Source organism: Pedobacter sp. AC163, from assembly GCF_979258665.1.
In genome coordinates this window covers 4115823-4135378 of the sequence record NZ_OZ409872.1, presented here as the reverse complement: position 1 = coordinate 4135378, position 19556 = coordinate 4115823, and the positions used below count along the sequence as shown (strand labels likewise).

Genomic DNA, 19556 nt, shown 5'->3' with positions numbered 1-19556 from the left:
GGGGTGCCGGAATCACCCTCGTTTAATTTTTGTTTGGTAGTTTATTTCATTCATAGTTATAGTTATTTATTTGGTTTAAATTTGATTATTAAATTCTTCTTATTTATTTCAAATTTTGCTGATGTAATGGGCTTTAGCATTTCTAAAACCTCTGAAAGATTGGCTTTCCTATCTATGCTGCCAGTGTAAAGTTCGTTTGGCACTACTCCTTCATAGCTTAACTCAACATCATACCAATTGGAAATCTCATTCATGATATTTTCCAAACGGTCATTCTTGAAATAAAAGTAGCCGTCTTTCCAAGCCGTTGTCTGTTCTAAGTCGGCATCTCTGACTTGAATGTTTTTCTCTGCCTTACGAACTATCGCCTGTTTACCTGGAATTAACTTTACAGATTGACCAAGCGCTGAAACCATTACCGAACCCTCAGTCAAGGTTGCCTTCAGATTAGAAAACTGATCTGAATTTATGTTAAATTCGGTACCCAAAGCTTTGACAATAGTATTACCAGTTTGGGCAATAAAGGGCATCTTTGGATTTTTAGCGACCTGGAAATAGGCTTCACCTGTGAGATAAACCCTACGTTCCACACCATTGAAACGCGTAGGAAAACGCAGTGAGGAGGAAGCATTTAGCCAGACTTTCGAGCCATCTGGCAATAGAAGCTCGTAACTACTTCCCTTTGGAACAATTAGCGTATTAGTTAAAATTTTTTCCTCTTCTCCGCTGTCGCGATAAACTAACTGACCGTGTTCATTGGCAATTGTTGTCCCATCAGACTCCGTCAGTGCTGTTTTATCATTATTCAATTCAACAGTACGGCCATTGGAAAGTATCAGTGTAGCTTTTTTCCCTACGGGCAGTACATCATTAGCATAGCCATAAGCATTGCTTTGGATAATTTGTGCATCAGTATGTCTCAACCAGTTCCAACATGCCAGGCATACCAAAATAGTGGCCGCTATTCCACCGATCCACAATAACCGATGCCTTGAACTGACATTTTTCGAAGGGGTTTCTCTTTTATTTTTGATACTTAAAAACAAGCGTTCTTTAACGTTATCGACAATGAGAGTTACGTTATCGCCAGAATCAAATGTTTTTTCCAATTCATTCTTCACCAGAATAGTCAAATCCTCTGGAACTACGTCTTTATCAAAATAGCTTAAAATTTCTTTTAAATCGCTATCCGAATAACGGTCTTCCAAATAGGAATTAAACAACTGAATTACTTTTGAATCTTTTTTCAACTTCTTAATTTTATACTAATACGAACAACTCTAAAAAAGTCACTAGTATAAAATATTTTTTTTTAAGAAGGTTGTTATTGGCCTTAAAAACGAACTGCTGAAGCAATCAAAATTGCGATCAAACATTGGAAATAGGATGAGCCGGAGAGTTGAGCCCGAATGTGCTTATTTGCTTTTACAAGATGATTACTTATAGTATTTACAGAAATCCCTAACAAATTACTGATCTCTTCGTATGATTTCCCTTCAAGTTTACAAAGCTTAAAAACCAACCGGCTTTGCGGAGATAAACTTTCCAGTATCTTATTTAGAAAATCTCTTTTTTGGTGATCGTCGAATATTTCTTCGATATGGGTGTAACTTAAATTCTGATTTACCGCTAAATGCTTCTCGAAAGATTTGATTTTCGCTGCCTTTCTAAAGAAATCGATTACCATGTTATGTGCTATACGATAAAGATAGGCACGGAAGGAAAGATTCTGATCCAACTGGGAACGGTTCTCCCAGATTTTGAGGAAAAGATCATGCAGCAGATCTTCCACCATTGACTCCGATTTTAATAACCTCAATAAATTCTGGGCAATCTGTGTTTTGTATCTATCATACAACATCTCAAAAGCCACCTCATCGCCAAACCTTAGCCTCTCCACTAAATCAAAATCAGAAATAACATGCACCTTTTGGTTCAACTTTTCCATTAATAAAGAGTATACTGACAACAATTTTTGACGTTATTTCATCTAGATTAAATTAAATGATATAAGTCTATCTAACTCTACAAGTTAGCGGCAATTATTAAATTTATAAAAATTATTTTAGATTCAAAGTTACATCGCGGGTGTTAAGACTATATGAAAACTATTTAAAGAAATATCCTCTACAGGAATAAGTGACTAGCTCCTCTGTCACCAGATTACTCTTCCAACAACAAAATTAACACCTGATTAACAGGTCATTAATTTGTTTATCACAAGAAAAGCTCGGCTACTAACTTGCTTTAAACTACAATATGGAATTTTAGGCGCACAAGATAAAGGTGTTTAAAAGTTGTACGCTAACGTCTGCAATAATGTTGAAGTATATAAACTTCAGGATCTCTTCAGAATTCGATGATAGCTTTGGCCTTTCGGCCAGAATGAATATCAAACTAATGAACATTTTTAAAAAATTAAATAGTCTATTTCAGTACAGATTTGGACCTGTACTACTTGCTGTGATTTTGCTATGCACCGCTTCGCTGCTGACCAGGATTTCGCTCTTAGTTTATTCCTCGGCATCTTTTGAATGGAGTTCAACAAATCTCATCAAGGTATTTTTTATTGGCCTATTCTATGATCTGGCAGCTGCTTCTTATGCAATAATCCCCCTTATTCTTTATCTGTGGATTTTTCCATCGAGATGGTACAGCAAAAAAATAAGTAAGATATTAATCCTTGCCTATTTTTTTGTGGTAATATTCACGCTTATTTTTAATGCAATTTCCGAATGGATTTTCTGGGAAGAATTTTCGGTACGCTATAACTTTATTGCGGTCGATTACCTGGTTTACACTACTGAAGTTATCGGAAATATCAGGCAGTCGTACCCTGTTATTCCCATTTTAACGATCCTTCTTGTCCTTTCAGCATTTATCACTTACTTATTAAGGAAAAAAGTGTGGGAATCTACCCTTATTCCAATGCATTTTGCAAAGCGTTCAAAGTTTCTATTGCTATTTCTTATCGCTCCGATTGCGACTTACTTTTTAGTTAGCCATAACTGGAAAAATCACAGTCGCAATCAATATGTAAATGAACTTTCGGGCAATGGCATGTACGATTTTGGCTTTGCCTTTTGGCACAACCAGTTAGATTACGATACATTTTATAAGACTATACCACTGGAAAAAGCCTTGTCTATCATCAGAAAAGATCTTGATTTTTTACCTGTTAATTCAAGCGACCGCAACACCATCAGGAATATCAAAGCTGATTCGGCTGAAAAGAGAATGAACGTCATCCTGATTAGCGTAGAAAGTTTGAGTGCAGAATTCCTGGGAAGTTATGGCAATACGCAAGGCATCACACCCAATCTGGATTCACTTGCAAAAGAGGGTTTGCTGTTCACCAATTTATATGCTTCAGGTACTCGAACGGTTCGTGGCCTGGAGGCATTATCACTTTGCATTCCGCCAACTCCAGGGCAATCTATCGTTAAACGCCCTAACAACAAAAACCTCTTTACATTGGGCAGTGTATTTCAATCTAAAGGCTACAGCAGCAGGTTTATCTATGGCGGTTATGGCTACTTTGATAATATGAACGAATTTTTTTCTCAAAATGGTTATCAAGTCACTGATCGAAATGCATTGAGTGAAAAGGAAATCCATTATGAAAATACCTGGGGTGTTGCCGATGAAGACCTTTTTACACTTTCGCTCAGGGAACTGGACAAGGATTACAAAAGCAAAAAACCTTTCTTTGCGCACATCATGACGGTTTCTAACCACAGGCCATACACTTATCCGGAAGGCCGCATTGATATTCCATCACACACCGGGCGAGAAGGCGCCGTAAAATATACCGATTACGCGATTGGAAGATTTATCAGAGAAGCAAAACTTAAACTCTGGTTTGAGAATACACTTTTCGTCATCGTTGCAGATCATTGTGCATCAAGTGCCGGAAAAGTTGAACTTCCAGTTGATAAATACCATATTCCAATGATTATGTATTCACCAGCACATATTAAGCCTGGCAAATTCGAAAAACTTGTGGCACAGATCGATATTGGGCCTTCAATATTAGGATTGCTCAACTTTAGCTATCAAAGTAAGTTCTTCGGCCGGGATGTTTTTAAAATGAAAGACCAGCAGCAAAGGGCGTTTATCAGTACCTATCAGAGCTTAGGATATATTAAGAACAACAAACTTATCATTTTAGATCCAAACAGGAAAGCAACCACGTATACGCCGAATTTCAAAACCGGGGCTTCCAAATTAATCCCTTCTGAAAGTTGGCTAACAGATGAGGCCATTGCGAATTACCAGTTGGCGTCTTACTTGTATTCAAGTGGCGGATATCATCAATAAATCTCTCTCATATATCCTTAAAACAACAGAAAACGCTACTTGCCATTGCGTTTGGCAATGCAAAATTTGTCGGTTAAAGCCTATGGAGAAAGCTTACGTTAACAATCAATTATGAAAAATCTACTATTTATTGCACTCGTTGCGATTTCATCGACAATACCTTGGGAACAGAACTTTGAAACCGCTCAGAAAAACGCTAAAGAGCAGCACAAGCTTATTCTCCTGAATTTTTCGGGCTCGGATTGGTGCGGCCCATGTATTAGAATGCATAGTGAAATTTTTGCTGATCAGGGATTTATAAAAATGGCAACAGCAAACCTGGTGATGATTAATGCAGATTTTCCCAGAAACAAGAAAAAACAGCCTGCGGAACCGATTAAAAAGCAGAACGAAATGTTGGCTGATAAATATAACCCAATGGGGAAATTTCCTTATACAGTAATTCTGGATCAGGATGGAAAAGTACTCAAAGCGTATGATGGGTTGCCAAATCAAACTGCAGGTGAATTTGCAAACGAGCTTCAAAGAATCTGCGATGCAAAAAGATAGAGAATTACAGCTCCCTAAAGCTTTCAAACTTACAGAGCGCTTGATGGGAAATACTTTTGAGCTAACTGTGGTTGCAAACAACGAAGATTGGGCAATGCAAAAGATCAGGCTGGCGATTGATGAAATAAAAAGAATTGAAAAACTATTCACCACGTTTGATGAGAATAGTCAAACCAATCAAATTAATAGCCAAGCTGGAATTGGGCGGATAAAAGTTGACCCTGAAGTTTATCAGTTGATAGAACGTTCCATAAGGATATCAGCAATTACAGATGGTGCATTCGATCTTACTTACGGCTCTATTAATAGGAAATTATGGAATTTCGATAGTACCATGACACGTCTTCCCGATAGCGAAACGGCCAGATCAATGGTGAGATTGATCAATTATAAAAACATCATTCTTGATCCTAAAAATAATACCGTAATGCTTAAAGAAAAGGGAATGCGGATAGGTTTTGGAGGAATAGCAAAAGGTTATGCGGCCGAAATGGCAAAATCTCTGTTAAAAAAAGAAGGAGTAGACGCTGGAATTGTAAATGCTTCCGGCGACCTCACCACTTGGGGCACACAGCCCAATGGGGATCCATGGACAATTGGCATTGTTGACCCAGATCATAAAAACACCCCATTTTCTTATTTGAACGTAACCGATATGGCAGTTGCTACATCTGGCAATTATGAAAAGTTTGTAAATATTGGCGGCAAAAAGTATTCGCACACCATTAATCCCAAAACCGGCCTTCCAGTTACCGGCATAAAAAGCGTAACCATTATTAGTCCAAATGCAGAAATAGCCGATGCCATGGCGACTCCAGTTACCGTAATGGGGATTTCAGCAGGTTTGGATATGATCAACCAAATTAATTACCTGGGCTGCATCATTGTAGACGACAATAATAAAATCTATACCAGTAAAAATATCAACCTAAAATGAAAGCAAAATTGATCAAACGAATGCTCGTGGTAGCAATGGCACTTGGTGTATTGCTCTTTGTACCTTCCTGCACAACAGTTAAAGAATATCAAAAGAACAGATTAAACGATGCAGAAATGATTCTAGGGAATAGGAAGATTGAGAAGACTGAGCTCAGCTTTCAAGGATACCGGGAAGGTGCTTCGGGCGCAAATTCGGGAAAAAGCGGCGGTGGTTGCGGATGTAATTAAGAAGATAAACACATGAAAAAAATATTTTTAACTGCAGCGGCTGTTTTCGCATTATTGCACTCCTTTGCCCAAACAACACCAAAAGACAGTACTGGTTTTCAGAGCAGAAAACTTAAACTGGATGAGGTAAATCTAGTTTCAAGTTATTATACACAAGATGGAAACAATGCTGCCGTCACGGGCGGTATCGGCTCACAAAAACTCACTGATATTGCCAACGTATTTGATGTAAAAATGGTTAAATATGATGCTAAATCACGCAAACATACTTTTGGTCTTGAAGTGGGGATCGATCATTATACTTCCGCATCATCGGATATGATCGATCTTCAGGCAAACTCTTCTGCCTCCCATGCCGATACCAGAATTTATCCTTCGTTAAGCTGGAACATTGAAAATGAAAAGAAAGGAACCACTTTAGCATTCGGTCTTTCTTCATCAACAGAATTCGATTACCAATCATTTGGTGGTAACGTGAGTTTCTCTACCAAAACCAAGGACAAAAGTGGGGAGTTTACTGCTAAATTGCAAACTTACCTGGATCAAGTTACTTTAATTCAGCCAATTGAACTGAGAACAAATACGATGGACCATGAGCAGTATGGATCGGCAGCACGAAATACATTTGCAGGTTCTTTATCATACTCACAAATTATTAATGAAAGATTTCATGTGATGTTGCTGGCAGATGTGGTGCAACAGAATGGCTATCTTAGTCTTCCTTTTCATAGGGTTTATTTTAAAGATAACACTGTGCACCAGGAAAATCTTCCAGACAGCAGGCTTAAAATCCCGCTGGGTTTTAGGGCAAACTACTTTATTGGCAATAACCTGATTATTAAAACCTACTACCGTTATTATACCGATAACTGGGGACTTAAATCTCACACCGCGGACATAGAAGTGCCTATCAAAATCAATTCCTTCTTCTCGATTAGCCCTTTCTATAGATATTATACTCAAACGGCAGCCAAATATTTCGCTCCGTTTCAAACGCATACTGCGGCAGATCAATATTATAACAGCAATTATGATTTATCTAAGTTCAACAGTAATTTTTATGGTGCAGGTATTCGCTTCGCCCCACCGAAGGGCGTATGGGGTATGCAACATTTCAGCATGCTCGAAATTAGATATGGGCATTATGCTAAAAACATTAACATGAGTTCGGATATTATTTCATTGAACATCAAATACAAATAAGGCTACTTTAGCTATCTTGTAGCAATTTCAACATACATGAAAATACTGGTTATAGAGGACGAGCATACGTTACGGACAAACATTATCGAATACCTGATGGCAGAAGGTAACGTATGCGACCAAGCTAAAACTTTTGCTGAGGCTGCGCAAAAAACCGCCATTTACAGTTATGATTGTATCTTGTTGGATCTTACCTTACCAGATGGTGATGGGCTAAAATTGCTGGCCGATTTTAAAAAGATGGAGCGGAAAGATGGCGTCATCATTATTACCGCAAGAAATTCGGTTGATCAACGTATAGAAGGCCTTAGCCTGGGGGCGGATGATTATCTTATTAAGCCATTTCATCTTTCAGAACTTAGCGCAAGGATCATGGCGGTTATCCGTAGGCGCACCTTTAATGGAAGTGATCTTGTAGTATTTAATGAGCTAACCATTGATATTCAAGCCAAAGAAGTTAAAGTAAACGGTAAGGGCATCAGTTTAACCAGAAAAGAGTTTGATTTATTGATATATTTTGTAGCTAACAGATCGAAAGTAATCGCCAAGTCTGCCGCAGTGGAACACATATGGGGCGATCATGCAGATATGGCAGACAGTTTTGACTTTATTTACACTCACATCAAGAATATCCGTAAAAAGCTAGTAGATGCCGGTGCAAAGGATTATTTTCATTCTGTTTATGGCGTAGGATATAAATTTACCGATCAATGAAGCTTTTTTCCCGATACAATCAAATTCTTTTAGCGACGGCATTTTTTGGTCTCTGCATGATTGGCTATCTCTTCTACCTTACAATGGGTCGATACCTTAATCAACAGGTAGACCGTTATCTTGAAGAGGAACAGTTGGAAGTAAGGGAAAATGCCCGTTCAATAAATTCCGACAATGCACACGAAATTTTTAAAGACCTGGTAGTAGACTATCAAAAAATCCAACGAATATCCATCAAAAAGCATTTTGCAGATACTGCTTTTTTCAACCCAAAAAAACAAATCAGGGAATCAGCAAGGTATCTCAAAGAAGATTTGCTTTTAAATGGGCAGCCAGTTAGGGTAACGGTTATTGTTTCAAAAATTGCCCATAGCGAACAAATAAAGGGCATTTTCTTAAGCATCATGCTTCCGGTTGCTGCCCTTTTTGTGCTTCTTTTAGTGGTAAACCGCATGATGATAGCAAGACTTTGGAAACCATTTAATGAACTCCTTCTTAACCTAAAATCATTTAATCTCAATCAACAGGATAACTTTAGGCAAGTTGAAACTCCCATCTTAGAATTTAGAGAACTAAATAATGCAATAGCAGAAATTTCTCAACGCATCCGGTCAGAATATAGAGAGATTAAGCTTTTTACCGAAAATGCTTCACATGAAATGATGACACCGATTGCGGTAATCAACTCTAAACTTGAAATGATGCTCCAGAGTGATGAGCTTAGCGAACAGCAGGGTAAAGATATACACGAACTTTATAAGGCGACTTCGAAGCTCACTAAGCTGAACCAATCGTTGCTGTTATTGGTAAAAATTGACAATAACCTATTGAGAGACCAGCAAGAAGTTGATATAAAAAATGTAATTGAGGAAAGGATAGGCTATTTTCAAGAACTGTTGCATAACAAGAAGATTTCATTCAATCTTGAACTGGATGAGAAAACGCTTTTGATGAGTAAATTTTTGGCCGAAACGCTGATAGATAATCTTATTGGAAATGCAATCAGGCATAACCACGTGGGCGGTAATATCCACCTATTGCTTACTAAGGATAAGCTCAAGATTACCAACACGAGCACTCTTCCCGCTATTGACCCGCAACATGCATTTGAGCGTTTTTACAAGGGAATGCAGTCTGAAGGAATGGGGCTTGGATTGGCCATTGTGAAACAGATTGCTTTGCTCCATAAATTTAAAATCTCGTACAGCCATCAGGATGGCAAACATACTTTCTGTCTTGATTTTTAAAGCTAATTATAGCTAGATCAGGGTAAGACACCAGTTATTGACTGTTACTTTTTTTGGAAAGTATGATAAACAGGCTCTAAGTAGGTACATTGTAGCTAACATTTGATAAGATTGGCATTTGATAGCTCATAAATTGTTGTCTCCAAACGATATCTAAAAGCGATTTTATATTCACAATTTAAGTGTCCGGCTGAGTTTTTTGAATTCTCAACCACCAAATCCATCTGAAAGGGTTAAAGGCTATGCCCCCTTATTTCTCACTTTACGATTTATCTTAATTTTAAAAAAATCACCTCATATGGGATTATTGTTTTGCGTTATACGATGTCCCTTGTTTCCAGCCCAATCTATTTATTTTTTACTGATAGAGTAAAATCCGAAAATTTTTGATTTCGCATTCAATAACTTATCCTTAAAATGTATCCTTTCTTCCTTGATTTGTATAATTTGAAGCAGAGCTCATATCCTAATTTTGTTTCATAATTTAAGTGTGAATAATGAAAGATAGCAAAAAGACAATAGCAGTGATTGGAGCAACAGGCTCACAAGGTTCAAGCGTAGTAAAAATTCTTGCAAACGAAGGCTCTTTTAATGTGAGAGCACTAACACGTAATCCAGAAAATTATTCTGGCAAGGCGCATGAAGCAGTGTATGCAGACCTGACCGATTTGCAGTCATTAAAGGAAGCTTTAAATGATGCTTACGGCGTATTTGTAGTAACCAACTATTGGGGAGGTGCAGACGAAATTGGCCAGGGGAAAAATGCCGTCGAAGCTGCAAAGGCAGTGGGAATAGAGCATTTTGTTTGGTCCACGCTTCCTGATGTTGAATCAATTAGCAATGGTGAATTCGACGTTCCTTTTTTTACAAACAAATCAAAGGTAGATGATGCAGTGAAAAATGCGGGATTTAGGTACTCAACATTTGTAGAAGCTCCATTCTATTTCCAAAATCTTGCATCTTGGCTTGCACCACAACAGCAGCAAGACGGCACAATTGGTTGGGCGCTACCACTAGATCCAACAAAAGAAGTAGTACATTGGTCAGACATCAACGATATGGGGAAAATTGTGGCAGGCGCATTTTCGCAGCCAGAAAAAGCAGGCAATGGCAATTACCTTACATTGGCAACAGAATTGTTCAGTTTTAACGATATTATCTCGACTTACAAAAAGTACGGTAAAGTGTATAGCTATTCACAGCTCTCAGGCGCAGTATTTTCAACTCTTATGGAAGGAGGAAAAGGGGTAGCAGATATGTTTGGGTTTTGTGAAAAATATACCTATATGGGCCCGGGTTCCGCTTCACGAATAGAATTTGCCAAAGAAATAGCTACTAGTAAATATGTAAGTTTTGAGGAATGGATAAATCAAAATAGTTAGGAAGACAGGTTAGATACCAAAACATATAACACTGAGAGGCTTCTCAAATAATAAGCAAGCCTTAAAACATCCAGGCAATAGTTCTAATAAAACTCATTGTCTGGTTAGTCTAGAGCTATCAAATATTGGAGTCACATGGATTTATTTAAATATTATTTAATAGCAAAGACCGATAACTTAATTTAGATATAAATCGTAACTTCTGCATCAATACATGAAACATTTCAAAACTATAACTGAAGTATACAAAACAAATGGATTTCCTCCACCAGAAAATCCATTGCTTGGGGTATTAACATTTAAAGAAATAAGAGACTGCGCATTTGTTTACTCAGAATTCACGTTAGGTTTTTATAAGATTGCTTTGAAAAAGGTGAAGTCTGGTACGCTAATGTATGGAAAGACAAAATATGATAGCGATACCGGTTCTATGTTCTTTATGAAACCCAACCAAATCATACAGATGAATAACATTGAATTGGAAGAGAATGGATTCATCATCTTTATAGATGAAGATTACCTGGTCAACCATCCGCTTTATGCTACGATTAAAAAATACGGGTACTTCGATTATGAGGCCAATGAGGCACTGCATCTGTCTCCTAAAGAAGAAGAAACCATTTGGGCTATCTTTAATAAATTACGTGAGGAATATTACAACAACCAGGATAATCTCAGTAGAGAAATAATGATAGGCTATGTTGAGTCGATTCTCAAATATTCATCGAGATTTTATAATCGGCAGTTCTTGAATCGGACTGTTTTATCAGGCACAATAATTTCTAAGTTTACAGATATACTAAAAGTTTACTTTGAGAGCGGAAATCTGCAAGCCCATGGACTGCCAACTGTAAAATATATGGCTTCCAGGTTATCGTTATCTGCAGGATATCTAAGTGATTTACTGAAACAGGAAACCGGTAAGACCGCCATAGACCATATCCACCTGGCGTTAATCCTCGAAGCGAAAAACATATTGATGAGTACAAACATCAACATATCAGAGACTGCATTCCAACTTGGTTTTGAAAACCCTCCCTATTTTTCTAGACTATTTAAAAAAGCTGTCGGGATTACCCCATCCGAATTTCGGAACCAGTTTATGAATTAACGGAGGAAAAAGTATACTCAGACAGTTAGCATGGCAACTGGATCCAACTGAGTCTGATTAAAGCGTCTATTTATTCCCTATTCAAAAATAATAATTCGGGGTTTTTGAATTTGCGAAAGTATTGACAAACTAATTTAAATAAGAAAAACCCTTAAAACTTAATTTAAGGGTTTGATTTAATGTAGTGGAGAATATCGGATTGAAAAATTCGCCTAATATTTCTCCGTAGATGCCTTTTTGATACTCTGAGAGGGGTTTTACTTTTCTCATTTCGCTACTTTTAAGAGGTATTTGGCAGACTTTTGTCAGACTTTTTACCCTTGGTTTCTATCTTAAAATTAAGAAAAAACCAGCTTTATTGCAAGAGAAACTGGTTTTTATTCTCATAGGATTTGAGTTCCAAAGGACATAACTGTCAGACTTTTACCTAAAGACTTTAAACGTCTGTTAAATATATGAGATAAATACCTGATAATGAATATATTAATCAACAGTAAAATTTCAGCATTCGAGGTCTACATATCAAACAATTAATACCCTTCACGAAATAGCTGATTGTAATTCCCAATGGTTCTGATCTACATCAATAACTTTAAACTTTCAAGATAAAAATTGCAAAAATCTTTTGTAATGTCTAGGGATTGTGCCCTCTCGGAGGAATACTTTGAACACTTAAGTGCGTTCTTACAGGTGCTTGGGCCAATTGTCGATGACTTAAAGAGCAAAGGATTTATATAAAAATCTAGTTTTTCGGAAAAGTGGCAACCGTTGTACTAAAAATATAAAACACAAAAATTTGGCAAATATGAATGAGATTAGTTGTGCCTTTTTTCATTGATAAGGACGCACCGATGAATTCTATTGGAGATTCCGCTAGGATTAATCAAGTCATTTTGGAACTTAAGATTAGAAAACCCAAATGCAGGTAAAAGGTCATATCTGATCCTTTAAACTTATACTTGCGACAATGAGTTTATCAATGCGAATAACCTGTATATTCGACCTAACTCTAATAAACTCAACGGACACGCATTGGGTAAATCGTAGTAGACTGACCCCCATCTCGCCAGTAAAAGTATATTACAGCACACTATTTTTAGAGCATTTGAAAAATAATTAACAATTGGTGCAAAGGGGTCAAATAAGTTGGTTTATTCAGCATAGGGGTAAATTCGTTTTTATAAGGGAGCAATACCGATTGGGGCCTCTCATCAAGACCCTAGTGACAATTATTGGAGCCGGGGTACTCCTTCGCGCATACATTGGTGGCAAGTACTGTTTAAGCAACAAATGGGGCTATCTACTGAGATTTTGCGTCATTGGCTGGATAAACCTAAGTACATTGACCCGTCTCACCTGAAATAAAATTGTTGTAAAATTTTGTTTGTCTGCATTTTAGTGAATTGGCGAAAGGGGGTCAAATGAATTGGTTTGTGCACCCAAATACAATTTGCAACTGCTTAATTGAATAAATTTTACATGGTCGCTTTTAAGATCCGTTTCGGACTAATTTGATTATATTTTATATTAGCGATATCTATTACTTACTCTACTTATAATCTAATTATCTGGTATAAACGCTCCAAATATGAAAAAACCACAAATTGTCAGTGTTCCTATTGAGGAATTTGCTAACTATCTTCAAAAAGATGCACTCAAAACGTTAAATAAATCGCTTGCATTAATCGCTAGCCCAACAGAGACTGAATTGAAAAATTACGATGAATGGATAGCTCAGGCTGCATTGCTCGATACCAATGTGGTCTACCATATATTTACCGTTACCAAGTCACTAAACACACAACTTGTCAATCAGGTCCTTATGGACCTGATGCCACATTTTCACAAGGCAAGTGATAATGCCAGTTTTGTCAAATTGTTGAAGGACATGTTATTTCTCATTGATGAACTCTGGATAAATCGAAGCGGCAAAGATGCATACTTACTTACTGAGGGAATCAATTGTTTCAACGCCCTGCTCGATCTGAATACAAATAATACGCTAAACAAGAAATGCTCCAAGATAGTTGGTACCACTTTAGCGAACATCGCTCGTTACCTCGATAAAGATTATGAAAGCGAGCAAGCGGTAGGAACCTTACTTACAGCGATAGTATTTTGCAAAGATTATGATAAGAAATTTACGCTAAAATTGTGCGAAGATGCTATTGGTCTGGCGTATCGTTATATCGAAGAAGATGTTTCAGTTCTTTTAGCCCAAACTGTTAATGTATTGTGTGAATATGCAGAAGATGATGAAGAGCAAAAACTTGTTGCCTATGATTCCCTAGAGGGCTTATTGCGTTATATCATATTAAAATATCAAAAAGATAAAGACTACAATGCAGGCGAATTCTTTTTGGATAATATACTCTACCTCCTAAAAACATATGGATATCTGTCAAGTTTAGGCTACTTATATTTTGGGATCCCTGGTATCGAAAGACCAAAACATTTGCCAGATTTGCAGGTCTTTATCTTTCCAATATGGGAAGGCGCGTCAGCTAGCTGGTTTAAGAACATAAGTGAAATTTCCATTCCATACATCACTGAGATGGCTGATGCTAGATTCAATTTGTTACCGACAAGGAAAGAATTGATGGTAAACTTTAATTCTTGGGCAATCAATTACTCTAAGATGTTAAATTCAATACCTCACGGGCAATCGATCCTAAAAGAAGAAGATTTGGACTCGATGCTGCTCAATCTAAAACATGAGCTTGTTCATGTTTACAGTTTGTTCGGAACTGTCGGATTAACACTTGACATCATGAGATGGACGTTAGTAGACCTGGAGTCACTGTTACTTGCCTATGGGCATTCCGGACACAATGATTCACTCTTCAAGGCTTTTATAGCTAAGGGACGGCCAGCAGAATTGATGGGTGCAGATTTGAATATTCTGGCACTCACTGAACGTTCAGCAGTAATTGAAAGTAAGATAAAGACATATGAACAGATCTGGACCCCATGGTTTGAGGGGCTTGCCCTTTATGGTGAATTTACTGACGACCCGACGGTAGACAGTGAAATCGAGTCTCCAATGACTTCGGTAATGAGCAATCTTGTAGATTTTATCCCTGATCCTGCTATTAAGGATCGGGCAAGTTTTATTAATGCTGGCAAGGCTCAACGAGAAAAGCTGGAGAGGTGTTACAGTAAGGCATTAAATGAGACGGGGAGATATGTTTTACGACCTTACCTGACCAGCTACCATAAGCAATATCTTCCGGGATATTTCACAGTCAGAGCTGTTGTGAAAAAATGGCGTTCGAAACTTGGAAAGAGATTGATGAAGAGCGACCAAGCTTTTCGGATTTTGCTTCACCTGACTCGCTATTCCGGAGAGGAGCTAATCCCGGATCTTTCTATACCTGCTGATGAGTTCAAAGAAGTAGCGATCCAGAGTCACCTAAAATGGTTGGAAATGATTTCAGATGTTGATGCCGCGGACTTGATATTTTTGATAGAAGCTGGAGACAGCTCGAATCAGCAGGGATTTACTTGGATGGATGGAAAACTAATCCATGATCCGAATGAACTTGCGAAAATGGGCAGTAGACAGGCAAATTTTATTAAAAAGAAATCCAGAGAACTACTATCTACTTACATTGGTAAAAACCACAATTCTGACCGCTTTAAGCATCAAAGAACGCAGAAGCTGGCAAAAGAGATTGCAAAATTTGCGGAAAAAACTAGCGCGAAATCTTTCGTTCTAACTGCTTCGAATGAGGATCTCGTTAATCGCAATATAATCATGCCGTTAGCCTTTACACAGACGCCATTTTGGTTGATGGCAGAGAGTAAGCGGCTTTGCTGTTTAATAAGAACTCGGGAAAAGGATTCTACAACTGGCAATCCTTCCTATAACCTAACCTCATTCGCACTCAGCAATGAAGATTTCACCTACTTAACCGAGCATGTAGAAAAACATGGCAGCTCATATATTGAAGTCACCAGAGCTGTATTTCTGGGAGGGGCAAAAAAATCATTAGTCAGCAGCAATCATTACCTGGTTTACAAACTCGGTGATTGGATTAAAATCCAAAGTGCGGGATTAATCTACTCCAATCCAATTGAGCCTGATGTTGAGGCAATTATACGCTCAAGATTTACTTCGCATAACGGCCTGTATTTTAAGGATTTAATTAACAGCTCAGGCCTACCTTGCACTATAAGAACACAGGAATGGTTGACAAGAAGTGTCTGGACAGCTGTTGATGTAGGTGGACAAGAAATGGATCTTACCGAATGGGCAGAAAAAGTAAATGAGCTATGTACTGCTAATCTTGAAAATCATACAGAAATTATCGATAGACTTAGTTTAGAAATGTTGAATTTTGTTTACTCAGATATGCAGCTAGCGAAAAAGGTGTTTGACTCGGGATTGGATGTGGCAGCGAGCTATGAAAACTCTGTTACACAAATTGTAACGTACTTGTTTGAAAGTGCTAAAGCTAGTGAAGAGGTTAGTGTAGAATTATTTGAAAATCAAACTTTTTTTAAACCAATATAATCAAAATGTATACGACAGTAATTATAAATGATGAAGCAATTGAGATTGCTATCAAAAAAGTAAACGACATTCATAAAAAACAAAATGAAAACACGTTAAATGGGATATTAGATGCAGAAATCTTCGGTAAAATGGAAGAGGAATGGGAAAATTTCACAAAAGCAATACATGAAACTTTCATTTTTGGAAAAGAATACACCCGTGAAAAGATAGATCGGATCATCACTAAGGTTGAGGGGTTCATAAATAACGGCAAACAAAAAGCGAGGGAGATTCACAACTGGTTCAAAACCTCTCTTCAGGTGTTCATGAAAAGCCTTATTACTGCCGGATTTCAATCCGTTCCTGAGTCAATTGTTATCGGTACAGATACTTTCACTATACAAAGTCTAAGTTGCAACCAAAAAATTGGCTTGGGTGGTTCTCTAAAAGCAAATTTTATGGAAGCTGTAGAATTAACGGCTAATGGAGAAATTGAAATCGGAGTATCCTACGGGAAATAATCTAAGGAAATCAAGATTCTCATCTCCTATCAGTAATTAATTTGATAATGCCGCTGACTGCTCAGTGGCGTTATCCTTTTTGCCTGGACGCTTCCTTTGTATTCTAATCTTTTTACAAGGTGGAGATTTTGGTAGCTTTGACCATATCGTTTCGGAATTTAGGGTCAGTATGTTTCTGTCTAAACTGACCACCCCAATAAACTTATAAATAATAGGTTAGAAATGGATCGTATTGTCTTTTAAACTGGCCAATCCGACACGAAATCGCTTGATCAACGAAGGCGTAATCTCCAACCAGGCAACAGAATGTTATTTTCAATATCCCGCTGGATTGCCAAAATCACCTGATTGACATTAGGAATTTCACTTTAGGGCGCTATATCAATTTGATAAACCATTTAAGGAAAGGGAACCTGGATTGAGTGAATATAAAACATACAAAACTAACAGCCTGACTCTATCCCTACCAGAAAAGCCTTTACTTCAGACTTATGTCCGATAAATAAGGAATATAAAAGAATTTAATTTTGTGAATACCTCAAAACCAACCTATACGTGATAAATTTCTTTAAACAACAAAAGCGGAATCTAACAGATTCCGCAAGCAACAAAAACGAACAGGGCAGAATCGAAGTTGGAAATGCAAATCATCAAATTCCGACCACTGTGTATAGAATTGGCTATCACCTTTAACACTTGCAATCCCATCAATCAAAAAAGTGAAAGCAAAAAACCAGCAGAATTGCTTGATTAAATAGCTATACATTTTGTAGACGGAGGTGTTAAGCATGAGGAATCTACGAAACAATAGGTCAATCCGTCAGGATGATTTTGCTCCCTCCAACAATAACCAACAATTCCATTGTCAAGATTTAGAATCTGCTTTTTAAGTTCAACACCATTACCAAAATCACTTAATCGTTGCGCGAATGCATTCACATCTTGATAATTAAGTGGGCTTACAGTAACATCAGTTAGTTTCACACCCAAATCCTTTTGTTGAAATGCATTAAATTGCTCTATCAAATTCTCAAAAGTTTGCGTATGAGGTGGTGCATCAAAATATGTTTTAAATAGAGGATTTGCAACATCGATACCCACTTCATTTAAACTAAATAGGGCATGATAAATTAGCAAACACTCTGACAAATCGATCACATCTACCGATTCGCATGATATCTCAGTTTCGGTAATATAATATTTATCATTTGCTTTTTGGATTGCTATATCAGTGGCAATTTTAATCGAGTCTGTAAAGAAGAAAAGGCCTGCAGCATTTTTTCTACCCATTCCCTGATATTCATACGCGGTAAAATCTTCACGCCATTCAGTTGGGGGTATAATGTAATCCCCACGAAACATTTTAAAACCTTTGTTTAATTTTTTAATCATTTTTATTAATTTTAATAATAAGATAACCTATGCCAACTCATTTTTAAAGGTCAAAATAAATTTTTCTTTTTGTTGAAACCAATCCCCCTAAACCGACGTCTTAATGATTACCAATCGTTAAACAATACTTTCTATGCAAACCATCACAAATGATCAAAATTATCAGTTTGCACTGCAGACCATTGAAAAGCTATTGGCCAAAGGCTCGCAAGCCATCTCAGTAGAAGAAATCTCACTCGTAACCACCTTAAGACATCGGGCCTCTGCTTACGAAAGGGCAAAGTATGACCATAGCGATACCCAATCCCTGCAAATGATTTAAAAGGCGTTAAGAAAACCTATACCGGCATCAATCCTTCATTACCAAAACTATAATATCCGTCGGGAGATAAAATAAGATGATCAAACACCTCTATTCCCAACAACTTACCTCCAGCTTTTAACCTCCCGGTCAGATTAATATCGGCCGCACTTGGCAACAATTACCAACTTGGATGATTGTGCCAGAATAATTCCATGTGCTCCGCACTTCAGCGCCACAGAGAAAATTACTTTCGGATCCACCAATACCCCCGCGAATCCTCCACTCGCTGCCATTACAACTCCCAATACCCTATTCGACCTGTTTAAAAGCAGTATTTTAAACTCTTCCAAAAGCTCCATCCGATCTTCATTCCAACCCTTTCTTAATATCTCATAAGCCTGTATTGACGAAGTCACCTTCGGACGTTCCATAGCTTTAAACCCTGGGCGGTAACTCACTTGAATTTCCGACACCTTAAATTGCAATTTTTTCCACAATCTTGCTGAATTAATTTATGGTGCAACCAAAAAGGTGATGCCCTGCCAAAGCAAAAGGAGGAACGGAATAAATGGACAAGAGGGCAAAGGCCACAGGAGCGTTTATGCCGGAAATTCCTTTGCATGCCAGGGCATCCACCTTAACTTGGCAGCAATAAAGAGTCAGTCAAAAAAAGTCTGTTTATACCCCATCGTAATGAAGAACAGTATTCAGGGAGAGCAGCTATCCAAAAGTTTTTACAATCTGCTTAGAGTTGTATGTAGCTAATATATTGTACATAGGGATATTCTTATCTTGGAATAAAATTGGGTTAGTTTGGAATGGCCTTCAAGGGCTCATGAAAAATCGTATATAAAGAACCACCACCAACCATAATAAAAAATTAGTCGAGGTCTTAATACTTTTAGGTTCAAGATAAAAGTAATAAACTCAAAGTTGGGAAATATCATTATCATTTTGAATGGACATTTGAATAATTAGCTAATGATTATGTGTTAAAAGCTTGTTAAGCTGAAACATAATCTCGCTATGAAATATTAATAAAAGATATATATTTACGATTAGGCTAAATCACTCTCATAATGGATATCGATAAGTTTACCAAAATAATCGAAAGCTGCCACCTAAATTTTCTTATCGGGTCAGGTGCA

18 protein-coding genes are annotated in these 19556 nt (G+C 37.5%); 12 read left to right on the top strand and 6 right to left on the bottom strand.

Translation table 11 applies throughout. The features are described from left to right. Positions 1 to 62 precede the first annotated feature (62 nt). Together ACZZZK_RS17835 and ACZZZK_RS17830 are read right to left on the bottom strand one after the other, a co-directional pair. The gene (locus tag ACZZZK_RS17835; RefSeq protein WP_463485295.1) at positions 63 to 1250 is read right to left on the bottom strand and encodes a FecR family protein; all 1188 of its coding nucleotides are present in this window, start codon (positions 1248 to 1250) and stop codon (positions 63 to 65) included. Between the two features lie 83 nt (positions 1251 to 1333). Then, positions 1334 to 1948 carry an RNA polymerase sigma factor gene (locus tag ACZZZK_RS17830; protein ID WP_463485294.1) on the bottom strand — a complete coding sequence of 205 codons (615 nt, stop codon included), beginning with the start codon at positions 1946 to 1948 and terminating at the stop codon, positions 1334 to 1336. A gap of 371 nt (positions 1949 to 2319) precedes the next feature. On the opposite strand from ACZZZK_RS17830, the gene ACZZZK_RS17825 reads away from it, so the two are divergent. From ACZZZK_RS17825 to ACZZZK_RS17785, 9 genes are all read left to right on the top strand, one after another. Next, the gene (locus ACZZZK_RS17825) at positions 2320 to 4320 is read left to right on the top strand and encodes an LTA synthase family protein (protein ID WP_463485293.1); all 2001 of its coding nucleotides are present in this window, start codon (positions 2320 to 2322) and stop codon (positions 4318 to 4320) included. A gap of 111 nt (positions 4321 to 4431) precedes the next feature. Then, complete coding sequence (locus tag ACZZZK_RS17820) at positions 4432 to 4869, top strand: thioredoxin family protein (protein WP_463485292.1); 438 nt, start codon at positions 4432 to 4434, stop codon at positions 4867 to 4869. Next, the gene (locus ACZZZK_RS17815; protein WP_463485291.1) at positions 4856 to 5806 is read left to right on the top strand and encodes an FAD:protein FMN transferase; all 951 of its coding nucleotides are present in this window, start codon (positions 4856 to 4858) and stop codon (positions 5804 to 5806) included. Before ACZZZK_RS17820 ends, ACZZZK_RS17815 begins: the two co-directional genes overlap by 14 nt. After that, positions 5803 to 6036, top strand: coding sequence for a DUF4266 domain-containing protein (locus tag ACZZZK_RS17810; protein ID WP_463485290.1), 234 nt, complete (start codon positions 5803 to 5805; stop codon positions 6034 to 6036). The genes ACZZZK_RS17815 and ACZZZK_RS17810 overlap by 4 nt, the downstream gene beginning before the upstream one ends. Positions 6037 to 6048: 12 nt before the next feature. Further along, on the top strand, positions 6049 to 7239 hold the full coding sequence (locus tag ACZZZK_RS17805; protein ID WP_463485289.1) for a DUF3570 domain-containing protein: 1191 nt from the start codon (positions 6049 to 6051) through the stop codon (positions 7237 to 7239). A gap of 36 nt (positions 7240 to 7275) precedes the next feature. Next, positions 7276 to 7953, top strand: a complete 678-nt coding sequence (locus tag ACZZZK_RS17800; protein ID WP_463485288.1) for a response regulator transcription factor — start codon at positions 7276 to 7278, stop codon at positions 7951 to 7953. Continuing rightward, the gene (locus tag ACZZZK_RS17795; RefSeq protein WP_463485287.1) at positions 7950 to 9200 is read left to right on the top strand and encodes a sensor histidine kinase; all 1251 of its coding nucleotides are present in this window, start codon (positions 7950 to 7952) and stop codon (positions 9198 to 9200) included. The genes ACZZZK_RS17800 and ACZZZK_RS17795 overlap by 4 nt, the downstream gene beginning before the upstream one ends. A 497-nt stretch (positions 9201 to 9697) precedes the next feature. Beyond that, a complete protein-coding gene (locus ACZZZK_RS17790; RefSeq protein ID WP_463485286.1) occupies positions 9698 to 10582 on the top strand; it encodes an NmrA/HSCARG family protein in 885 nt (294 codons plus the stop codon). A 214-nt stretch (positions 10583 to 10796) separates the two neighbouring features. Further along, positions 10797 to 11693, top strand: coding sequence for a helix-turn-helix domain-containing protein (locus ACZZZK_RS17785; RefSeq protein WP_463485285.1), 897 nt, complete (start codon positions 10797 to 10799; stop codon positions 11691 to 11693). A gap of 129 nt (positions 11694 to 11822) precedes the next feature. On the opposite strand, the gene ACZZZK_RS17780 is transcribed toward ACZZZK_RS17785, so the two are convergent. Further along, positions 11823 to 11963, bottom strand: a complete 141-nt coding sequence (locus tag ACZZZK_RS17780; RefSeq protein WP_463485284.1) for a hypothetical protein — start codon at positions 11961 to 11963, stop codon at positions 11823 to 11825. Between the two features lie 1318 nt (positions 11964 to 13281). Here ACZZZK_RS17780 and ACZZZK_RS17775 point away from each other — a divergent pair. Both ACZZZK_RS17775 and ACZZZK_RS17770 read left to right on the top strand, forming a co-directional pair. Then, the gene (locus ACZZZK_RS17775) at positions 13282 to 16209 is read left to right on the top strand and encodes a hypothetical protein (protein ID WP_463485283.1); all 2928 of its coding nucleotides are present in this window, start codon (positions 13282 to 13284) and stop codon (positions 16207 to 16209) included. A gap of 5 nt (positions 16210 to 16214) precedes the next feature. Beyond that, on the top strand, positions 16215 to 16712 hold the full coding sequence (locus ACZZZK_RS17770; protein WP_463485282.1) for a hypothetical protein: 498 nt from the start codon (positions 16215 to 16217) through the stop codon (positions 16710 to 16712). Positions 16713 to 17462: 750 nt separating this feature from the next. Here the strand turns inward: ACZZZK_RS17770 and ACZZZK_RS17765 are convergent. Further along, on the bottom strand, positions 17463 to 18104 hold the full coding sequence (locus ACZZZK_RS17765; RefSeq protein WP_463485281.1) for a hypothetical protein: 642 nt from the start codon (positions 18102 to 18104) through the stop codon (positions 17463 to 17465). Between the two features lie 133 nt (positions 18105 to 18237). Between ACZZZK_RS17765 and ACZZZK_RS17760 the strand changes: the two genes are divergently transcribed. After that, positions 18238 to 18426: a hypothetical protein gene (locus ACZZZK_RS17760; protein ID WP_463485280.1), complete on the top strand. Its 189-nt coding sequence runs from the start codon at positions 18238 to 18240 to the stop codon at positions 18424 to 18426. A 16-nt stretch (positions 18427 to 18442) separates the two neighbouring features. On the opposite strand, the gene ACZZZK_RS17755 is transcribed toward ACZZZK_RS17760, so the two are convergent. Both ACZZZK_RS17755 and ACZZZK_RS17750 read right to left on the bottom strand, forming a co-directional pair. Beyond that, the gene (locus ACZZZK_RS17755; RefSeq protein ID WP_463486303.1) at positions 18443 to 18526 is read right to left on the bottom strand and encodes a hypothetical protein; all 84 of its coding nucleotides are present in this window, start codon (positions 18524 to 18526) and stop codon (positions 18443 to 18445) included. Positions 18527 to 18560: 34 nt separating this feature from the next. Continuing rightward, entirely contained in the window at positions 18561 to 18881 is a 321-nt protein-coding gene (locus ACZZZK_RS17750) for a JAB domain-containing protein (protein WP_463485279.1), read from the bottom strand. Positions 18882 to 19556 lie beyond the last annotated feature (675 nt).

Coding starts and splice junctions, on each gene's coding strand:
- ACZZZK_RS17830 (WP_463485294.1), bottom strand. CDS start 1,948: ATGGAAAAGTTGAACCAAAAGGTGCATGTTATTTCTGATTTTGATTTA.
- ACZZZK_RS17825 (WP_463485293.1), top strand. CDS start 2,320: ATGTTGAAGTATATAAACTTCAGGATCTCTTCAGAATTCGATGATAGC.
- ACZZZK_RS17820 (WP_463485292.1), top strand. CDS start 4,432: ATGAAAAATCTACTATTTATTGCACTCGTTGCGATTTCATCGACAATA.
- ACZZZK_RS17815 (WP_463485291.1), top strand. CDS start 4,856: ATGCAAAAAGATAGAGAATTACAGCTCCCTAAAGCTTTCAAACTTACA.
- ACZZZK_RS17810 (WP_463485290.1), top strand. CDS start 5,803: ATGAAAGCAAAATTGATCAAACGAATGCTCGTGGTAGCAATGGCACTT.
- ACZZZK_RS17805 (WP_463485289.1), top strand. CDS start 6,049: ATGAAAAAAATATTTTTAACTGCAGCGGCTGTTTTCGCATTATTGCAC.
- ACZZZK_RS17800 (WP_463485288.1), top strand. CDS start 7,276: ATGAAAATACTGGTTATAGAGGACGAGCATACGTTACGGACAAACATT.
- ACZZZK_RS17795 (WP_463485287.1), top strand. CDS start 7,950: ATGAAGCTTTTTTCCCGATACAATCAAATTCTTTTAGCGACGGCATTT.
- ACZZZK_RS17790 (WP_463485286.1), top strand. CDS start 9,698: ATGAAAGATAGCAAAAAGACAATAGCAGTGATTGGAGCAACAGGCTCA.
- ACZZZK_RS17785 (WP_463485285.1), top strand. CDS start 10,797: ATGAAACATTTCAAAACTATAACTGAAGTATACAAAACAAATGGATTT.
- ACZZZK_RS17780 (WP_463485284.1), bottom strand. CDS start 11,963: ATGAGAAAAGTAAAACCCCTCTCAGAGTATCAAAAAGGCATCTACGGA.
- ACZZZK_RS17775 (WP_463485283.1), top strand. CDS start 13,282: ATGAAAAAACCACAAATTGTCAGTGTTCCTATTGAGGAATTTGCTAAC.
- ACZZZK_RS17770 (WP_463485282.1), top strand. CDS start 16,215: ATGTATACGACAGTAATTATAAATGATGAAGCAATTGAGATTGCTATC.
- ACZZZK_RS17765 (WP_463485281.1), bottom strand. CDS start 18,104: ATGATTAAAAAATTAAACAAAGGTTTTAAAATGTTTCGTGGGGATTAC.
- ACZZZK_RS17760 (WP_463485280.1), top strand. CDS start 18,238: ATGCAAACCATCACAAATGATCAAAATTATCAGTTTGCACTGCAGACC.